This is a genomic window from Bacillus sp. FSL W7-1354, from assembly GCF_038002405.1.
Classification (GTDB): domain Bacteria; phylum Bacillota; class Bacilli; order Bacillales; family Bacillaceae; genus Bacillus; species Bacillus paralicheniformis.
Genome location: NZ_JBBOCL010000001.1, coordinates 2,153,383 through 2,169,050 on the forward strand (window position 1 = coordinate 2,153,383; position 15,668 = coordinate 2,169,050).

General features: G+C 44.7%; 15 protein-coding genes, 2 pseudogenes and 1 other annotated feature. Of the genes and pseudogenes, 7 read left to right on the forward strand and 10 right to left on the reverse strand.

Features of this window, described 5'->3' with window-relative positions; translation table 11 throughout:
* Nucleotides 1-156 precede the first annotated feature (156 nt).
* A complete protein-coding gene (gene hisJ, locus MKZ04_RS10920; protein WP_043054431.1) occupies nucleotides 157-969 on the forward strand; it encodes a histidinol-phosphatase HisJ in 813 nt (270 codons plus the stop codon).
* Here hisJ and refZ read toward each other — a convergent pair.
* On the reverse strand, nucleotides 962-1,600 hold the full coding sequence (gene refZ / locus MKZ04_RS10925; RefSeq protein WP_020452593.1) for a forespore capture DNA-binding protein RefZ: 639 nt from the start codon (nucleotides 1,598-1,600) through the stop codon (nucleotides 962-964). The two genes, hisJ and refZ, sit on opposite strands and share 8 nt — an antisense overlap.
* A 129-nt stretch (nucleotides 1,601-1,729) precedes the next feature.
* Here refZ and MKZ04_RS10930 point away from each other — a divergent pair, with 129 nt between their 5' ends.
* Entirely contained in the window at nucleotides 1,730-2,224 is a 495-nt protein-coding gene (locus MKZ04_RS10930; protein ID WP_020452594.1) for a GAF domain-containing protein, read from the forward strand.
* A 13-nt stretch (nucleotides 2,225-2,237) separates the two neighbouring features.
* Here the strand turns inward: MKZ04_RS10930 and MKZ04_RS10935 are convergent, their stop codons facing one another.
* Nucleotides 2,238-3,938 (reverse strand): sensor domain-containing diguanylate cyclase, encoded by a 1,701-nt coding sequence (locus MKZ04_RS10935; RefSeq protein ID WP_043054432.1) that lies wholly within the window; start codon nucleotides 3,936-3,938, stop codon nucleotides 2,238-2,240.
* Nucleotides 3,939-4,269: 331 nt separating this feature from the next.
* On the opposite strand from MKZ04_RS10935, the gene rpsD reads away from it, so the two are divergent.
* The gene (gene rpsD / locus MKZ04_RS10940) at nucleotides 4,270-4,872 is read left to right on the forward strand and encodes a 30S ribosomal protein S4 (RefSeq protein ID WP_020452596.1); all 603 of its coding nucleotides are present in this window, start codon (nucleotides 4,270-4,272) and stop codon (nucleotides 4,870-4,872) included.
* Between the two features lie 284 nt (nucleotides 4,873-5,156).
* Here the strand turns inward: rpsD and MKZ04_RS10945 are convergent, their stop codons facing one another.
* Together MKZ04_RS10945 and MKZ04_RS10950 are read right to left on the reverse strand one after the other, a co-directional pair.
* Nucleotides 5,157-5,588 carry a hypothetical protein gene (locus MKZ04_RS10945; protein ID WP_020452597.1) on the reverse strand — a complete coding sequence of 144 codons (432 nt, stop codon included), beginning with the start codon at nucleotides 5,586-5,588 and terminating at the stop codon, nucleotides 5,157-5,159.
* 105 nt (nucleotides 5,589-5,693) lie between these two features.
* Nucleotides 5,694-6,207, reverse strand: a pseudogene (locus MKZ04_RS10950) (MBL fold metallo-hydrolase); the annotation flags it as partial.
* A gap of 280 nt (nucleotides 6,208-6,487) precedes the next feature.
* Between MKZ04_RS10950 and MKZ04_RS21820 the strand changes: the two are divergent.
* A pseudogene (locus MKZ04_RS21820) lies at nucleotides 6,488-6,597 on the forward strand (Lrp/AsnC family transcriptional regulator); the annotation flags it as partial.
* A gap of 47 nt (nucleotides 6,598-6,644) precedes the next feature.
* Here MKZ04_RS21820 and MKZ04_RS10955 read toward each other — a convergent pair.
* The 3 genes from MKZ04_RS10955 to acsA all read right to left on the reverse strand — a co-directional run bounded on the left by MKZ04_RS10955 (nucleotide 6,645) and on the right by acsA (nucleotide 10,249).
* Complete coding sequence (locus tag MKZ04_RS10955) at nucleotides 6,645-6,791, reverse strand: hypothetical protein (RefSeq protein WP_165688280.1); 147 nt, start codon at nucleotides 6,789-6,791, stop codon at nucleotides 6,645-6,647.
* Nucleotides 6,792-6,922: 131 nt separating this feature from the next.
* Complete coding sequence (gene tyrS, locus MKZ04_RS10960) at nucleotides 6,923-8,188, reverse strand: tyrosine--tRNA ligase (RefSeq protein WP_328067150.1); 1,266 nt, start codon at nucleotides 8,186-8,188, stop codon at nucleotides 6,923-6,925.
* Nucleotides 8,189-8,236: 48 nt separating this feature from the next.
* Nucleotides 8,237-8,477 (reverse strand) — a binding site (T-box leader).
* A gap of 53 nt (nucleotides 8,478-8,530) precedes the next feature.
* Complete coding sequence (gene acsA, locus MKZ04_RS10965) at nucleotides 8,531-10,249, reverse strand: acetate--CoA ligase (RefSeq protein WP_341045888.1); 1,719 nt, start codon at nucleotides 10,247-10,249, stop codon at nucleotides 8,531-8,533.
* A 155-nt stretch (nucleotides 10,250-10,404) separates the two neighbouring features.
* Between acsA and MKZ04_RS10970 the strand changes: the two genes are divergently transcribed.
* Genes MKZ04_RS10970 through MKZ04_RS10980 form a run of 3 tightly spaced genes read left to right on the forward strand, consistent with a single transcriptional unit; the run spans nucleotide 10,405 to nucleotide 12,860 of the window.
* On the forward strand, nucleotides 10,405-11,037 hold the full coding sequence (locus MKZ04_RS10970; RefSeq protein WP_026579068.1) for a GNAT family N-acetyltransferase: 633 nt from the start codon (nucleotides 10,405-10,407) through the stop codon (nucleotides 11,035-11,037).
* A 21-nt stretch (nucleotides 11,038-11,058) separates the two neighbouring features.
* Nucleotides 11,059-11,703, forward strand: a complete 645-nt coding sequence (locus MKZ04_RS10975; protein ID WP_020452601.1) for an acetoin utilization AcuB family protein — start codon at nucleotides 11,059-11,061, stop codon at nucleotides 11,701-11,703.
* Nucleotides 11,700-12,860 carry an acetoin utilization protein AcuC gene (locus tag MKZ04_RS10980; RefSeq protein WP_341045890.1) on the forward strand — a complete coding sequence of 387 codons (1,161 nt, stop codon included), beginning with the start codon at nucleotides 11,700-11,702 and terminating at the stop codon, nucleotides 12,858-12,860. The genes MKZ04_RS10975 and MKZ04_RS10980 overlap by 4 nt, the downstream gene beginning before the upstream one ends.
* A 63-nt stretch (nucleotides 12,861-12,923) precedes the next feature.
* On the opposite strand, the gene motS is transcribed toward MKZ04_RS10980, so the two are convergent.
* The 3 genes from motS to ccpA all read right to left on the reverse strand — a co-directional run bounded on the left by motS (nucleotide 12,924) and on the right by ccpA (nucleotide 15,521).
* Nucleotides 12,924-13,616, reverse strand: coding sequence for a flagellar motor protein MotS (gene motS / locus MKZ04_RS10985; protein WP_020452603.1), 693 nt, complete (start codon nucleotides 13,614-13,616; stop codon nucleotides 12,924-12,926).
* On the reverse strand, nucleotides 13,606-14,424 hold the full coding sequence (motP, locus tag MKZ04_RS10990) for a flagellar motor protein MotP (RefSeq protein ID WP_020452604.1): 819 nt from the start codon (nucleotides 14,422-14,424) through the stop codon (nucleotides 13,606-13,608). Before motP ends, motS begins: the two co-directional genes overlap by 11 nt.
* Before the next feature lie 95 nt (nucleotides 14,425-14,519).
* Entirely contained in the window at nucleotides 14,520-15,521 is a 1,002-nt protein-coding gene (gene ccpA / locus MKZ04_RS10995) for a catabolite control protein A (protein WP_020452605.1), read from the reverse strand.
* Between the last annotated feature and the right edge of the window lie 147 nt (nucleotides 15,522-15,668).

The following is a 15,668-nucleotide window of genomic DNA, read 5'->3' on the forward strand; positions in this document are numbered from 1 at the left end:
TCAGGGTATGTATTTGAAATTGTTATGTAAAAATGAAGTTAAACTATCGTTTTCATTGTTCTTATGATACCATGTAACCAACATTTTTTGAGCAGAATTTTTAATTTTTTTACATCAAAGTGACAACATCTGACTATTTTTTTACGGGGTGACATCATGCTGAAACGAGACGGTCATGTTCATTCTCCCTTTTGTCCGCACGGATCAAAAGACGAATTCAGATATTATATAGAAGAATTATGCAAAAAAGGCTTCCGATCCGTATCCTTTACCGAGCATGCGCCGCTTCCGCCTTCATTCATGGATCCGACCCCGGAGAAAGACAGCGCCATGCCGATCTCCGAGCTGGACCGCTATATTGAACGGCTGACCGAACTGAAGAAAGAGTACAAAGGACAGCTCGACGTTTTAATCGGTCTTGAAGTCGATTATATCCGCACCTTTGAACACGAAACGAAAGCTTTTCTCGATCAATACGGCACGCATCTTGACGACAGCATTCTTTCCGTTCATTTTTTGCCGGCCGGATCATCGCACATCTGCCTTGACTACGATGAAAAAGCGTTTCAGCAGCTGATCGGCTGCTACGGCAGCACAGAACAGGTCTATCTCGCCTATTATGACGAAATTTATTCTTCCATTGTATCACCGCTGGGAGCATTTAAGCCAAAACGAATCGGCCACATTACGCTGGCGAAAAAATTTGTGAAGCTGTTTCCGTATTCGATGTCAGAAAGCGTCAGAAAATCGGTCTCCTCCTGTTTGGATGAAGCCGCAAAGCGCGGATACGAACTTGACTTTAATACGTCCGGCCTCCGCAAGCCTTATGCAGGCGACGTCTATATGGAAGAATGGATGATAAAAGAAGCGGAACAAAAAAACATCCCGCTTGTCTTTGGGTCTGATGCCCACCAAGCAGAGGATGCCGGATTTGGTTACGAACATTTTGAGAGCCGCTTGGCTAAATAACGGCGGCTTGCCGACCTTCTCTGTACAACAGACTGAGAAGCCATGTTTTGACTTCCTTGTAATACGCCTGATAAAAGTACGGCTCGTGCGGCTGTACATACAGCACTTCTGAAATATATTGAGGCTGCAGATAAGGCATCATTAAAAGCGACTTCAGCTGAATCATAAAATGGGAAAGGGGAAAACGGGAAAATTCGTTGTCCTCATTTCCCTTTTCAATGATCAGGTGGAGAATGTACTTTTCTTTTGTTAAATATGTTGACATCACTTCGCGATTCAGTGTGGAATCAATCGTGACTTCGCGATAAACAAACCGAGTTAATTGACGGTGCTCATGCTGATACGATAGAATATCAAAAACCAATTGAAGAAGGCAATCCGTTGCACCTGCATCCGGAAGGCGTTCATAACCCTTTTCAAGGACTCTTAAATAGCCTTCATAAAATCGGGATATCAAATGCTCCATTAAACCGCCTTTTCCATTAAAATAATAGGAGATGTGGGCGACATTGACATTGGCTGCTCGGGCAATTTCGCGGACGGATGTTCCTGAAAAACCTTTTTGGTTGAACAGCTCCACGGCAGATTCGATGATCCTGTCCTTCGTGGTTGAAATAGCGTTTGATCCCATCTTGTTTCACCCCTTCTTACTTAAAACAATTCCACTTCAAGCGGAATTGTTCCTGTAAAAAGTGCTCGACAAATAGCATCACGGCAAGCGTGTTTTTGCCATTTCAAAGAAAAAGCGAGGGAAATTATCATGTTTCATGTCGAAAAAACAGAAGGCAGCAAAGAAAAAAAATACGAGCTTCTCCTCAAACAGATCGATGCGCTGACAGAAGGCGAACCTGATATGATCGCCAATACAGCAAACGCCTCCGCTCTTTTGTATCAATCATTGGAAGACATCAACTGGGCGGGTTTCTATTTTGCCAAAGACGGCGAGCTTGTGCTCGGTCCGTTCCAGGGACTTCCTGCATGCGTAAGAATCCCGTTCGGGAAAGGCGTCTGCGGCACCGCTTATACAAACGGCCGGGTCGAGCGCGTTGAAGATGTGAACGCGTTCCCCGGACACATTGCGTGTGATGCGGCGTCCCAATCCGAAATCGTAGTTCCGCTTGAAGTGGACGGGAACATCATCGGAGTGCTCGATATCGACAGCCCGATTAAAAACCGCTTCGATGAAACAGATGAGTATTATTTGAAAAAGTTCACAGAGATGCTTGGAGAGCGTTTAAGCGAAAAGAGCCGGTAAATCCGGCTCTTTTTTAATGTGTCATAAACCTGTTTTTCCCGTTTCGCTTTGCATTGTACAGCGCGACATCCGCCTCTTTAAAAAGGCAGGTTAAAGATTTCGGACGATCCTGAGACCAATTGGATACCCCGCACGAAATCGTCACCTTTGGATCAGTGCATTCCCTGACAAGCGTAATCAGCCTCTCAGCAAGCATTTCACCGGTGTTCAGCCCTGCTTTCGGCAAGTATACCGCAAGCTCTTCTCCTCCCCACCTTGCTGCGACGTCCTGGTCGCGGATGTTTCGCTGGATCACCCTGGCGACTTGAATGAGAATATCATCGCCTTTCTGATGGCCGTACGTATCGTTAATCTGTTTAAAATCATCGATATCAATCAATACGAGTACGCCGCTCTCATCCGCTTTCATACTGTACCCGATTTTTTCATCGAAATAGCTTCTCGAGTAAAGCTCTGTCAAACGGTCTGTTTGAACAAGATACTTCAGCCGGTCACGCAGCATCAAATTCGACACGGCGAGCGTGGAATGCCTGATCAGCGTCTGAAACAGCTTAAACATTTCAAATGAAAAAGAGCAGACGTTTTTTTTCAATACGATGACAAATCCTTTGTTTTCATTATTCTCCAGCATCGGAACGCCCATTAATGAAGCATAACCTTCATTTCCAAAAAACGAAGAACCGTTTCCGACAAATACCCCGTTTTCCTCTGAAATCTTTTCTTTAACATAGCGGATGTATAGAAGGGCCGCATCCGTCTGAAAAAAACCTGTGCTTCCCGGCAGCAGGGTTTCCTCGTCCAAATGATTTTTATAAAAAAAGCCCACCTCTTCGGCGCCAAATGAACTGATCAGCCTTTCGGACAAACTCTTCATCATATCAGGGAGGCGTTTCGTCCGGTTCAGCTGATGCGATGTTTCATTAATCAGCTCCAAATTTGAAATCATATTCTGCGACTGTTCGTAAAGCCGGGAATTTTCAAATGCTTTCCCTGCCGCATTCGAAATAATGCATATATCCGCTGCCGTATCGGCAGCCCCTGGTCCAAAAGCCTTCAAAACGCCATACGTTCCCTGCCGGCCTTTAATCGGAATGTAAACTTCCGATTCATTTTTGCTCTTCGCCTGTCCTGATAAGTATGCCTCTAAGGCGAAAGAATCGGTCGATTCGCTTTGCACATCTAACTCTATCGCAGGAAGGCTGATGTATTGGTCCTCGTCGTATGACAAGAAAAGACAATATGCCAAAAAAGGAAAAACATCCCTCAAACTTTCAACCATTGTCTTGAGCACCTGCTCCTGATCCATCAGCTCATGCAGCAGCGCCGTCTTTTCATAAATCTTTGTTTTATTGAGCTCCTCATGAAATAATGCATCAAGTTTCAGACAATGCATTAAAAACAGGCGGATGGATTCAGCAAGACGTTCTGGTACTTTATGATTCTTTTGACACAAAAGTTCTATATATTTGCTGTTTTCTTCTATTGTTATAATGATATAATAATCATTAACTCGGCTGATCTGGCCGCTTTGGCCGTTCGCTCCCTGCGGACTTGAAGAAGGACGCAATGTAAGAGATATAAACGAAAAAAATGACTCTGCTGCCGCTTTTAGCCAGGCAACAGAGTCATCGTACGAGACGGCCGGCTTTTTTAAAAGAAATTGGAACAGCTTCTGATGAAAAGACAGATATAGGTCTTCAGTTTGTTTGTTCATGGTCATCACCTTAAAAAAATCCGTTTTATGTATTTTATTTTCCTGATTATATCATAAAAAACAGGACTTTATACTTATTAATGATTCAGGCTCTTTGGGACAGTCCATGAATGGTTGACTTTGCACAGCGGACATTATATAATCTTCTTTGTGTGAAATAATGCAGCCTTTTTGTTCTGCTTCTGTGTTTCATTTTGTTCCTTATCTATTAAGGTGTATCGTGTAACTCTTTGCTGCTGGAGCGAGGATACATGAAAACAAAATGGACATGGCTGAATTGAACAGATGGGTTTTATTTTCACAAAAATAAAACCAAAGGAGGAGTCACATTATGGCTCGCTATACAGGTCCAAGCTGGAAATTATCCCGCCGTTTAGGCATCTCTTTGAGCGGTACGGGTAAAGAATTAGAAAAACGTCCTTACGCACCAGGTCCTCACGGTCCGGGACAGCGTAAAAAACTATCAGAATATGGTTTGCAATTGCAAGAAAAGCAAAAGCTTCGCCATATGTACGGTGTGAACGAACGCCAATTCCGCAACCTTTTTGACAAAGCTGCGAAAATGGCTGGTAAACACGGTGAAAACTTCATGATTCTTCTTGAAGCACGTCTTGACAACATCGTTTACCGTCTTGGCCTAGCGCGCACTCGCCGCCAAGCACGCCAATTGGTAAACCACGGTCACATTCTTGTTGACGGAAGCCGCGTTGACATTCCGTCTTACCAAGTTAAACCTGGCCAAACGATTTCACTTCGTGAAAAATCTCAAAACCTTTCTGCAGTTAAAGAAGCGGTTGAAGTGAACAACTTCGTTCCTGAATACCTGACTTTTGACGCTGAAAAGCTTGAAGGTTCACTAACTCGCCTTCCAGAGCGTTCTGAGCTTCCTGCTGAGATCAACGAAGCATTGATCGTTGAATTCTACTCTCGTTAATAGAAAATGCTCTTTGAAGAGCATTTCTCGAAACCCAAGAAACGTTGTTTTCTTGGGTTTTTTATACCTGCTGCAATACAGTGTTTTAGCTCCTGCTTTTTAGTCTCCGGGGATTTTAAGTTAAAGAAGGTATGAAAAAGTGAAGAAGCTTTTAAAAAGCCAGACCAAGGAGGAAGAAACAAACACATAAAGATCTTTTTAATGTAGAGTTACAGCTCAAAAGAGGAGTAACCGTTAACTGTCAAAAAATAAAGCTCTCCTTTTATAAGAGAGCCTTACTTAACTTATCGAGTCCACTTGCTTGAATACACTGTTTGCATTAATTCTGAATGCTTCCAATTATTATAAAGTTTAACCTTTACCCGGGTAGAGGCAGACTTTTTGGCGATATTCGAAAATGTAACGTTTAGTTTTTTACCATATTCTGCATCACCAGAAGCGGTATCAATCGTTTTCCAAGAGCCACCTGTGTAGCGTTGCAGATATAATTTGCAATATGCTGCAGTACCCCAAGTGCCAACTCTACCTAACTCAACTGTAGCATATACGTTTATATAATTTTCAGATGTATGGATATAAGACTTTGCATCCCCAATACCCGAATGATATGTAAAGCTCGTTGTTTTGCTTACAGCCTCTGCCGTCTTGCCAGTTCCCATAAAAATAAATCCAAATACCATGATACCGACAAAAGCTAATAACGTAATTTTTTTCATAAATGTACCCCTCCATTAAATATAAATATTGTAAAATAAAAGATATATATCCATCCTAAACCATCGAAACTACTATTTCAAGGGTTATATTTTGATTGTCTCCTGTACTATGATGTCCGGCTGATGTGCAGCGATTTTTTCCAGGACACCTTCACACCAAACCGTACCCCCCTTTTACAAACAGCGTTTTCTCTTTTAGTGCTTAAAGACAACGCCGCACACTTCTCCGGCAAATTTAATATCTCTCCTCTCCCATGCTTGCCTTTTGCCTTCTTGAATCGATCAAACACTGTTCTTTTGTTAGAACCTCTATATTTTGAAAACCGGCTTTTCTCACTTCCTCAGCATCTGCTTCATTTCAGACAAACAGTTTAATTTCTATCGGCAACAGATCCTAGATCTTTGGCAGCATCGTCAAAGTGATCTAAATGCAGATAAGGGACGATAACTGCGTCTGTATTCTTGGACGAGTTCGTCGGTTGGCACAGGCAGAGTGACCAAAGTGTGGTTTTGATCTTGTTTTGCTGAATCCGGAAAAGGAGGGCAAATGCCTTTCTCAGCCCAACATCAGAGCTATTAGTAATGTTTTGCCGGTTATACCTTTCCTTTTATTTACGATCAGTTTATACTATGACCGATCATCATTTAAATAGATATAATCAAGTATTTTTAGCGTTTGATTTGAAAAACATCAAGAGGATTTAGGGTAATCTGTAAATATAGGAAAATAATAGAGATGATTCAAGAACAACCGGATAACCATGAAAGAGTGATTGAAGGTATACCATAAGAGGATGAATCAAGTTAAACTCGAGTGTTTTATTCACGCTTTTTTTAATATCTATACAAAAGGCGCTTATCATAACGTCCTGTCATTCAAAACTAGAAAATCAGCGGGGACTCTCGAATGCAAGTTTCCTTCAAATCAACTGTTGGATCAATTTTTACAATTTTAAACCATCATGCAAATTATAAACTGTCGATCGTGACTCATCAAACGGACGTGTGAAGAATTTGCCGTCCGCTTTTTTATAAAAAAAGGGCCCTAAAGACCCTCTACTTCAGCCGCTTTGCTGCATTTTCCGTCTGATTCAATTGATTGTATCCGTCAGCCGACTGCTGCACCTCTTGTTTTCGTTCCGTTTCCAGCTGCTTGTTGTAATCTTCCATAAACTTTTCTTTGGCTGCAATGAACAGGTTCATGCTACATTCCTCCCTCTTCAACGATGGAAATGCTCTACCTATTACATCTATATTTTTGACATTTCCTGAATGAACATACATGAAACATACGGACACAAAAAAACCCTTGCCGTTTGGCAAGAGCTTTTTGATTATTTATAAGTCAGCAGGAAGTATTTCTTTTTACCGCGGCGAATGACGGTAAACTGTCCTTCGATGCGGTCGTCGCCGGTGAGAACTTCCGCAACATCGGTGCGGCGCTCGCCGTTAACGTATACCGCGCCGTTTGTGATATCTTCGCGCGCCTGGCGTTTAGACGGAGACAGCTTTGATTGGACGAGTATCTCAACAAGAGGCAGTTCATCCGCTTTCTCAAGTTCCAGGGAAGGAACACCTTTAAAGCCGACCTTCACTTCTTCAGCAGTCAGCTGTTTAATATCTCCGCTGAAGAGTGCTTTTGAGATGTTGACGGCCTGCTCAAACGCTTCACGGCCGTGTACAAGAACGGTCACTTCTTCGGCGAGGCGCTTTTGCGCTTCGCGTTTTTCAGGCGCCGTCTCTGCTTTTTCAGCGAGATCTTCAATTTCTTCTTTGGACAAGAAAGTGAAGTATTTCAAGTATTTCACGACATCCCTGTCGTCGGTATTGATCCAGAACTGATAAAACTCATATGCCGATGTCTTCTCTTTATCAAGCCAGATCGCGCCGCCTTCCGTTTTTCCGAACTTCGTGCCGTCTGCTTTTGTCACAAGCGGAATCGTCAATCCGAAAGCTTTTGCATTCTCTTCAGATTTGCGGATAAGCTCGAGGCCTGACGTGATATTGCCCCACTGGTCGCTTCCGCCGATCTGCAGCTTGCATTCCTGGTTTCTGTACAAATTCAAGAAATCGAGAGACTGTAGGATCATGTAGCTGAATTCAGTATAAGATATGCCCGTCTCGATTCTGGAACTTACCGTATCTTTGGCAAGCATGTAATTGATTCCGAAGTTTTTGCCGACATCGCGCAGGAAATCAATGACGTTCATTTTGCCGATCCAGTCATAGTTGTTCGCCATAATCGCCGGATTTTTTTCAGCTTCAAAATCCAGGAAACGCGAAAGCTGGTTTTTGATTTTCTGCGACCATTCGCGGACGATTTCTTCATTGTTCAGCGTGCGCTCCGCTTTCTTTCCGCTCGGATCGCCGATCAGGCCCGTCGCTCCGCCTACGAGCGCAATCGGACGATGTCCGGCCAGCTGAAAGCGGCGAAGCATTAATATCGGCAACAGGTGTCCGATATGCAGACTGTCAGCTGTCGGATCAAATCCGGAGTATAAGCTGATTTTTTCTTTATCCAGCAGTTCTCTCAAGCCTGCTTCATCGGTTTGCTGCTGAATCAGTCCCCTGAAGGACAAATCATCAAGTAAGTGTGTCATCATCATTTAGCTCCTTTTTTCCAAAAATAAAACGCCCCTTCGCAAAAACGAAGGGACGATAAAAATCGCGGTACCACCCTGCTTAAAAGAACGCATGGCCGCGCTCTTTTCACTCTCAATGATAACGGAAAAGCTTCCGTTCTTCTGCTACACAAAGCCCGGGAGGCTTTTTTCGCAAAAGCGGTTCGTGAGTGTAATTCAAACCATCCATATGTGCTGATTTTCACCGGCCATCAGCTCTCTAAGACAGGGAAGGATGCGTTTTACTGATCTCAGTCTTCACCTTTTGAATATTCGACTAAATCTTTTTTAACATAATATTTTTGCATTGTCAATGAGACATCAGTCTTCCATCGATGAGAGATCGCCTGCCGGAAGGTTCAGCTCCCAAGCTTTCAGGACGCGTCTCATGATCTTTCCGCTTCTTGTTTTCGGCAGTTTATCCTTGAATTCGATTTCCCTTGGCGCGGCGTGTGCGGCCAAACCTTGTTTCACGAACTGCCTGATTTCTTCTTTTAACGAATCTGACGGTTCATAACCGTCCCTCAAGGCGATAAATGCTTTAATAATTTCACCGCGGACGGGATCCGGTTTGCCGATGACGCCTGCTTCAGCGACAGCTTGATGCTCAACAAGCTTGCTTTCGACTTCAAACGGGCCGACGCGCTCGCCCGATGTCATGATGACATCGTCGATCCTTCCCTGGAACCAGAAGTATCCGTCTTCATCCATGTAGGCGGAATCTCCTGACACATACCAATCCCCCGGCATAAAATAGGAGCTGTATTTTTCAGGATTGTTCCAGATCGAATGCATCATCGACGGCCAGCCTTTTTTAATGGCGAGATTTCCCATTCTGTAAGTAGGCAGTTCATTTCCCTGGTGATCGACGATTGCAGCCTCTACGCCTGGAATCGGCTTGCCCATCGATCCCGGTTTAATTTCCATGCACGGGTAATTGCAGATGAGCTGCGCTCCTGTTTCGGTCATCCACCATGTATCATGAATCCGGTTGCTGAAGACTTTATGCCCCCATCTGATGACTTCAGGATTTAACGGCTCCCCTACGCTTAAAATATGCCGTAATGAGCTCAGATTATATTTGTTTACGAGATCGTCGCCAGCACCCATCAGCATCCGAAAAGCCGTTGGCGCGCTGTACCATACCGTCACTTCCATTTTTTCAATCGTTTCGTACCATGCTTCGGGACTGAATCTGCCGCCTACGACAACATTCGTTGCTCCATTCAGCCACGGACCGAAGATCCCGTAGACCGTTCCGGTAACCCAGCCAGGATCAGCCGTGCACCAATAAATGTCATCATCGTGCAGATCAAGAACCCATTTGGCTGTTTGATAATGCTGAATCATTGCTTTGTGGACGTGGAGAACCCCTTTTGGTGCGCCGGTCGAACCCGATGTATAGTGAAGCAGCATCCCGTCTTCCTGATCCATCCATTCAATCTCAAGATCAGTATCTGCTTCAGCCGCTTTCGCGTAATAATCGATGACAGACCCTTCTTCCTTTACGCCTTCTCCAACGACAATGATTGATTCAAGATCCGGAAGTTCGCCAGCCGGCACCCGTTCAAGCAATTCCGGCGTCGTCACGATAACCTTCGCTCCGCTGTTTAAAAGCCTGTCTTTGACAGCGCCTTCCATAAATGCTTCAAACAACGGCCCGACGATCGCTCCCAATTTGACAGCGCCGAGAAGAATAAAATAAAGCTCGGGTGATCTCGGCATAAAAACAAACACACGGTCTCCCTTTCCCACATTGGCATGCTGCTTTAAGACATTCCCGGCTTTATTCGTTTCATTTTTCATCTCTCTGAAGGTGTACTTTTCTTCGCGGACCGGATCTTTGTAGTAAAATGCCACTTTATTTTTCAAATTTGACTCAGCGTGGCGGTCGATCGCTTCATAAGCTGCATTGATTTTTCCCGTTTTGTGCCATGAAAAATGTTTTTCGGCATCCTTCCAGTCAAATGTCCGGTATGCTTCATCATAGTCTTTCAAGTTGTAGTTTCCCTTTTCTGCTGGCAACGCTTTCAATTCCATGCCCATCCCCCTTTGTTCGCTCATCAAAATATATTATAGTATAGATTTTTTATTTTCTCAATTTTTAAAAAATACTCTTCCATCCTATGAAAACGCTTAATATTTTGGTATGTTATGTATAAAAGACTTCAACTAAGATGTAAGGCGGTGGATACGTGGAGCATCACAAAACTTATCATGCCAAAGAATTGCAGACAGAGAAAGGCTCCGTGCTGATAGAGGGCCCTATCAGTCCCGAAAAACTCGCACAATATGAATTTCACAACGAGCTTACAGCCTTTCGCCCATCTCAAAAACAACATGAAGCATTAATCGAAATCGCAGGGCTTCCCGAAGGACGGATCATCATCGCCCGTTTCCGGCAAACCATTGTCGGCTATGTGACATATGTTTATCCAGACCCGCTTGAAAGATGGTCTGAAGGAAACATGGAAAATTTAATTGAGCTTGGAGCCATCGAAGTCATTCCGGCGTTCAGGGGTCACTCTGTCGGGAAGACGCTGCTTGCGGTCAGCATGATGGATCCGCAGATGGAAAAATATATCATCATCACGACTGAATATTACTGGCATTGGGATCTAAAGGGGACTAATAAAGATGTTTGGGAATACAGAAAGATGATGGAGAAAATGATGAATGCCGGAGGGCTTGTCTGGTTTGCGACAGACGATCCGGAAATCAGCTCCCATCCCGCCAACTGTTTAATGGCCCGCATCGGAAAAGAGGTCAGTCAGGAGTCGATCGAGCGTTTTGACAGACTCAGATTCCACAATCGTTTTATGTATTAAGGGAGCAAAGGGGACCTGAATATGATTGTTGAAAAAATCATGAAACGGGATGTTGTGACACTTTCCAGAACGGATACGATTGAAGAAGCGATCAAACGCATGCGAACATTTCATATTAAACACCTTCCCGTCATCAATGAACGGGGAACGGTCATAGGCATCGTCACGGACAGGGACGTCAAAACAGCAAGTCCGAGTATTTTTGCCCAAAACAGATCTGACGAAGATTTAAAAAAGCCGGTGGAACTGATTATGTCAAAAGAAGTGATCACCGGTCACCCGCTTGATTTTGCCGAAGAAATATCAGCTATTTTTTTCGAACACGAAATCGGCTGCCTCCCGATCGTAAAAAACGGGAAGCTTGTCGGCATTGTGACAAAATCCGATTTGCTGCATACGTTCGTCCAGCTGACAGGAGCCCATTTTCCAGGCTCCCAAATCGAAATCAAAACCGATCATATCGCCCGTAGCCTCGCTGATATCAGCGCCATTTTCAGCAGGCGCCAAATCGCCATATTGAGCGTGCTCGTATATCCCGGTGATGAAGATGATTCGAAAATACTCGTGTTTCGCGTTCAAACAATGAATCCCGCCTCTATCATCAAAGACGTGAAGTCCAAAGGGTATCAGGTTCTTTGGCCGGCTGTTCAAAGGGATTTGCCATGAAGGACAGCGTATTTATTTTTTCTCCCTCTTACCAAACCTATCAATTTCATCAAGATCACCCGTTTAATCAGCTGCGAGTCTATGTAACATACGATCTTTTGAATACGGTCGGCGCATTTGAACCTGGAGAAACGATTGCTCCGCGCATAGCGACAGAAGCCGAGCTCGCCCTTGTTCACACAGGCGATTATATCAAGGCCGTCCAGCTTGCAGGGGCGGGAAAACTCCCGGCAGCCGAAAGCGAAAACTACGGGCTTGGAACAGAAGATACCCCTGTCTTTGCCGGGATGCACGAAGCCGCCTCCCTTTTGGTGGGCGGAACACTGACAGCTGCAGACTATGTCATGACGGGCAAAGCAAGACACGCCCTCAATCTCGGAGGCGGGCTTCACCACGGATTCAGAGGAAGAGCTTCAGGATTTTGCGTCTATAACGACAGTTCAGTTGTGATACAATATTTGCAGAAAAAATATCATGCGAAGGTTTTATATATTGATACGGACGCCCATCACGGCGACGGGGTGCAGTTTACGTTCTATGATGATCCTTCCGTGTGTACCGTCTCGATTCATGAAACCGGCCGCTACCTTTTCCCGGGAACGGGGCAAGTACAGGAAAGAGGTCATGGCGAAGGCTACGGCTACGCTTTTAATATCCCGCTCGATGCCTTCACAGAAGATGAGTCTTTTCTTGAATCCTACCGGACGGCTGTTTCTGAAATAGCCGAGTTTTTCAAACCGGACGTTATTTTGTCGCAAAACGGAGCTGACGCGCATTACTACGATCCGCTGACACACTTGTGCACGACGATGAAGATTTACGAAGAGATTCCAAAGCTCGCTCACGAACTTGCACACACCTATTGCAACGGAAGATGGATCGCTGTCGGCGGAGGCGGGTACGACATTTGGCGCGTCGTACCGAGGGCATGGGCAAGAATCTGGCTTGAAATGAAAGGAATGAAACCTGAGGATAAGATGCCTGAAAAATGGCTGAAAAAGTGGGGGAAGCAGGCATCTGTCCGACTTCCTGCCAGCTGGTCCGACCCGGCAGATTTGTATCCTTCGATTCCAAGAAAATCCGAAATAACGGAAAAAAACGCCCAAACCGTTGCCAAAGCTCTTTATCCGATTCGCTCTGCCAAGCGCGCCACTTAATGCGAAAAATCCCGGCGTACAGAAAAGGCCTTGCTTTTATGCAAGACCTTGCTTTCTTCTCATTTATTTTTTTGCGATGACAATTTCAACGCGCCTGTTTTCCTTCATATGGCTCTCTGTGCGGTTGTCCTTGACCGGTTTTGTATCGGCATAACCGATGGCAAGAAAACGTGAAGAGTCGAGCTTTTCTTTCGACGTAAAGTAGCCGATCACAGTGCTCGCCCTTGCCGCAGAAAGCTCCCAATTGGATGGAAAACGGTAAGTCGAAATCGGGCGGCTGTCCGTATGCCCCTCCACACGGATCGGGTTGGACACTGATTTGAGAAGGACGGCGATTTTATGCAAAAGCGGGTGAGCCTGGTCTTTCAGATCCGCTTTTCCCGAATCAAACAAAACCGCTTCCTGAAGGACGAGGATGATGCCCCGTTCATCACGCTTGGCCGCTATCAAACTTGACAGTTCATTTTTTTCAATATAGTCGTTGATTTTCTTTAATAAATCTTCTTGGCTTTTAGCCGTTTTTTCAGCCTTCTGATCGTCCGCGTTTTCTTTTTTCAGCTCTGCGGCGGATTTGCCGTCGGCCCTGTCTTGAAATGAACCGACTGCTGCTTTAAATTTGTTTAAATCGATTTGCGACATCGAAAACAGTAAAATAAAGAACACGAGGATGAGCGTAATCAAATCCGAAAACGTGATGATCCAGTTTGACGATTTGCGACCCTGCTCGCGCTTTCTTCGTTCATGTCTAAGCTTCATGAGCCCTGTCCTTTTGTTTTATATGATCCGCCCGCTTTTTTGCCCATTCTTCTTTTGAACTGAAAACGACAAGCTGGCTTTCCAGATTTCGCGGATTTCTTCCCGACTGGATGCCGATGATGCCTTCGATCATGACCTGCTTCTTAAAGATTTCATTCTCCGTCTTTTCTTCAAGCTTTGCGGCGATCGGTATAAACAGCATGTTGGCTAAAAGGGATCCGTAAAGCGTCGTCAAAAGGGCGATCGCCATATTCGGACCGAGCGTTTCCGGCTTGTTCAGGTTTTTGAGCATCATGACGAGTCCGACAAGGGTTCCGATCATTCCCCATGCAGGGGCAAATTCCCCCGCTTTTTCAAAGATTCTTCTTCCCTTTCTGTGCCTTTCTTCCATCGCGGCGATTTCCGAGTTCATCACATTGCGGATCGTCTCCTCGTCCCATCCGTCGATGGCAAGAAGCAGACCTTTTTTCAAAAACGGGTCTTTCATTTCATTGATATTGGCGTCCAATGATAAAATTCCTTGTTTGCGCGCCTGTTCAGACAGGCTGACAAAGGTTTTGACCAAGTCGCGTACATCGTCTTCTTCCGAAATAAAGACCTGCTTCAGCACAGCCGGCGCTCTTTTTAAATCTTTCGGGGAAAAGCTGATGAAAACAGCTGCACACAATCCGCCCGTCACGATAAAGAAAGACGTCAAATCGATAAATGAATAAAAACCGGAAAGCCCCGCTCCAGAGACAACGCCGATTACTAAAATGAAAATACCCAAAATCAAACCGACCGGTGTCAGATAATCAAATCGTTTCATTTTTTCATAATCTCTCCAGCTCATGGAAAAGAAAGCAAGCAATTCACGAAAAAAGCTGTGAACACTTGCTTTCTTTCTCGTTTATTTAATCATGATCATTTTGTTGATTGTCTGAGTTCAATGCGATGCGGCAGCTGGACAATATGCTCTTCGACTTCCTCTTTGTTCATCAGCTTTGTCAGAAGTCTCATCGCTACGGCACCGATATCATACGTCGGCTGGACGACAGTCGACAGCTGCGGCCGAACCATTAATGAAAGCCTTGTATTGTCAAAGCCGATCACTTCAAGGTCATCCGGAATAGCCAGTCCTTTATCCTGTGCTGCGTGAATAACGCCGAGTGCCATTTCGTCTGTCGCTGACAGGACGGCCGTCGGTTTTTCATCCAGCTTCATTAGCGCCTCCAGCGCTTCCATTCCTGAATCGTACGTATAATCGCCTTCTGCGACATACTCTTCTTTAAATGTCAGCCCCTTATCCTCAAGCGCTCTTTTAAAGCCTTGAAGTTTTTTCGCTTGATTGACCGGCTCAGTCATAGGTCCTGATACAAACGCAAGGCGCTTATGGCCTTTTTCAATCAGCATGGTAGCCGCATCATAAATCGCCTGTTCATAATCGATCGCAACCGACGGCGTTTCCCCTTTTTCTTCAACAGATGCCGCAAGCACGATCGGAACTGGTGACCGCTTAAACTCCTCCACATGCTCTTCAGTGACATTTCCGCTCATAAAGACGATACCGTCAACTTGTTTTCCCAGCATCGTATTCAAAAGATGAAGTTCTTTGTCCATATTCTGGTCGGAGTTGCTCAAAATAATATTGTACTTGTACATCGTTGCGATATCTTCGATTCCCCTCGCCAGCTCTGAATAAAAAATGCTGGAAATATCGGGAATGATCACGCCGACAGTCGTCGTCTTTTTGCTTGCAAGGCCCCTTGCCACGGCATTTGGACGATAGCCAAGACGCTCGATGGCTTCAAGCACCTTCTTTCTCGTCGTCGGCTTGACGTTCGGATTTCCGTTCACAACCCTGGAAACGGTTGCCATACTTACATTTGCTTCGCGTGCTACATCATATATTGTCACATTACTCATTTTTACCACTCCTTCAACTGGGTACACTTTTCTTTTCCTATAGCATAAACATTTTCATGTAGAGAAATGTCAAAATGTAAAACTTTATGTAAAATAAACAGAACTCAAGTTTACATTATTTTTCATAACCTGCCAAAACAAAAGGGG

What these genes read in the sequence shown, in the direction of transcription:
- hisJ (WP_043054431.1), top strand. Translation starts at nt 157, where the DNA reads ATGCTGAAACGAGACGGTCATGTTCATTCTCCCTTTTGTCCGCACGGA.
- refZ (WP_020452593.1), bottom strand. Translation starts at nt 1,600, where the DNA reads ATGGGATCAAACGCTATTTCAACCACGAAGGACAGGATCATCGAATCT.
- MKZ04_RS10930 (WP_020452594.1), top strand. Translation starts at nt 1,730, where the DNA reads ATGTTTCATGTCGAAAAAACAGAAGGCAGCAAAGAAAAAAAATACGAG.
- MKZ04_RS10935 (WP_043054432.1), bottom strand. Translation starts at nt 3,938, where the DNA reads ATGAACAAACAAACTGAAGACCTATATCTGTCTTTTCATCAGAAGCTG.
- rpsD (WP_020452596.1), top strand. Translation starts at nt 4,270, where the DNA reads ATGGCTCGCTATACAGGTCCAAGCTGGAAATTATCCCGCCGTTTAGGC.
- MKZ04_RS10945 (WP_020452597.1), bottom strand. Translation starts at nt 5,588, where the DNA reads ATGAAAAAAATTACGTTATTAGCTTTTGTCGGTATCATGGTATTTGGA.
- MKZ04_RS10955 (WP_165688280.1), bottom strand. Translation starts at nt 6,791, where the DNA reads ATGAACCTGTTCATTGCAGCCAAAGAAAAGTTTATGGAAGATTACAAC.
- tyrS (WP_328067150.1), bottom strand. Translation starts at nt 8,188, where the DNA reads ATGACACACTTACTTGATGATTTGTCCTTCAGGGGACTGATTCAGCAG.
- acsA (WP_341045888.1), bottom strand. Translation starts at nt 10,249, where the DNA reads ATGGAATTGAAAGCGTTGCCAGCAGAAAAGGGAAACTACAACTTGAAA.
- MKZ04_RS10975 (WP_020452601.1), top strand. Translation starts at nt 11,059, where the DNA reads ATGATTGTTGAAAAAATCATGAAACGGGATGTTGTGACACTTTCCAGA.
- MKZ04_RS10980 (WP_341045890.1), top strand. Translation starts at nt 11,700, where the DNA reads ATGAAGGACAGCGTATTTATTTTTTCTCCCTCTTACCAAACCTATCAA.
- motS (WP_020452603.1), bottom strand. Translation starts at nt 13,616, where the DNA reads ATGAAGCTTAGACATGAACGAAGAAAGCGCGAGCAGGGTCGCAAATCG.
- motP (WP_020452604.1), bottom strand. Translation starts at nt 14,424, where the DNA reads ATGAAACGATTTGATTATCTGACACCGGTCGGTTTGATTTTGGGTATT.
- ccpA (WP_020452605.1), bottom strand. Translation starts at nt 15,521, where the DNA reads ATGAGTAATGTGACAATATATGATGTAGCACGCGAAGCAAATGTAAGT.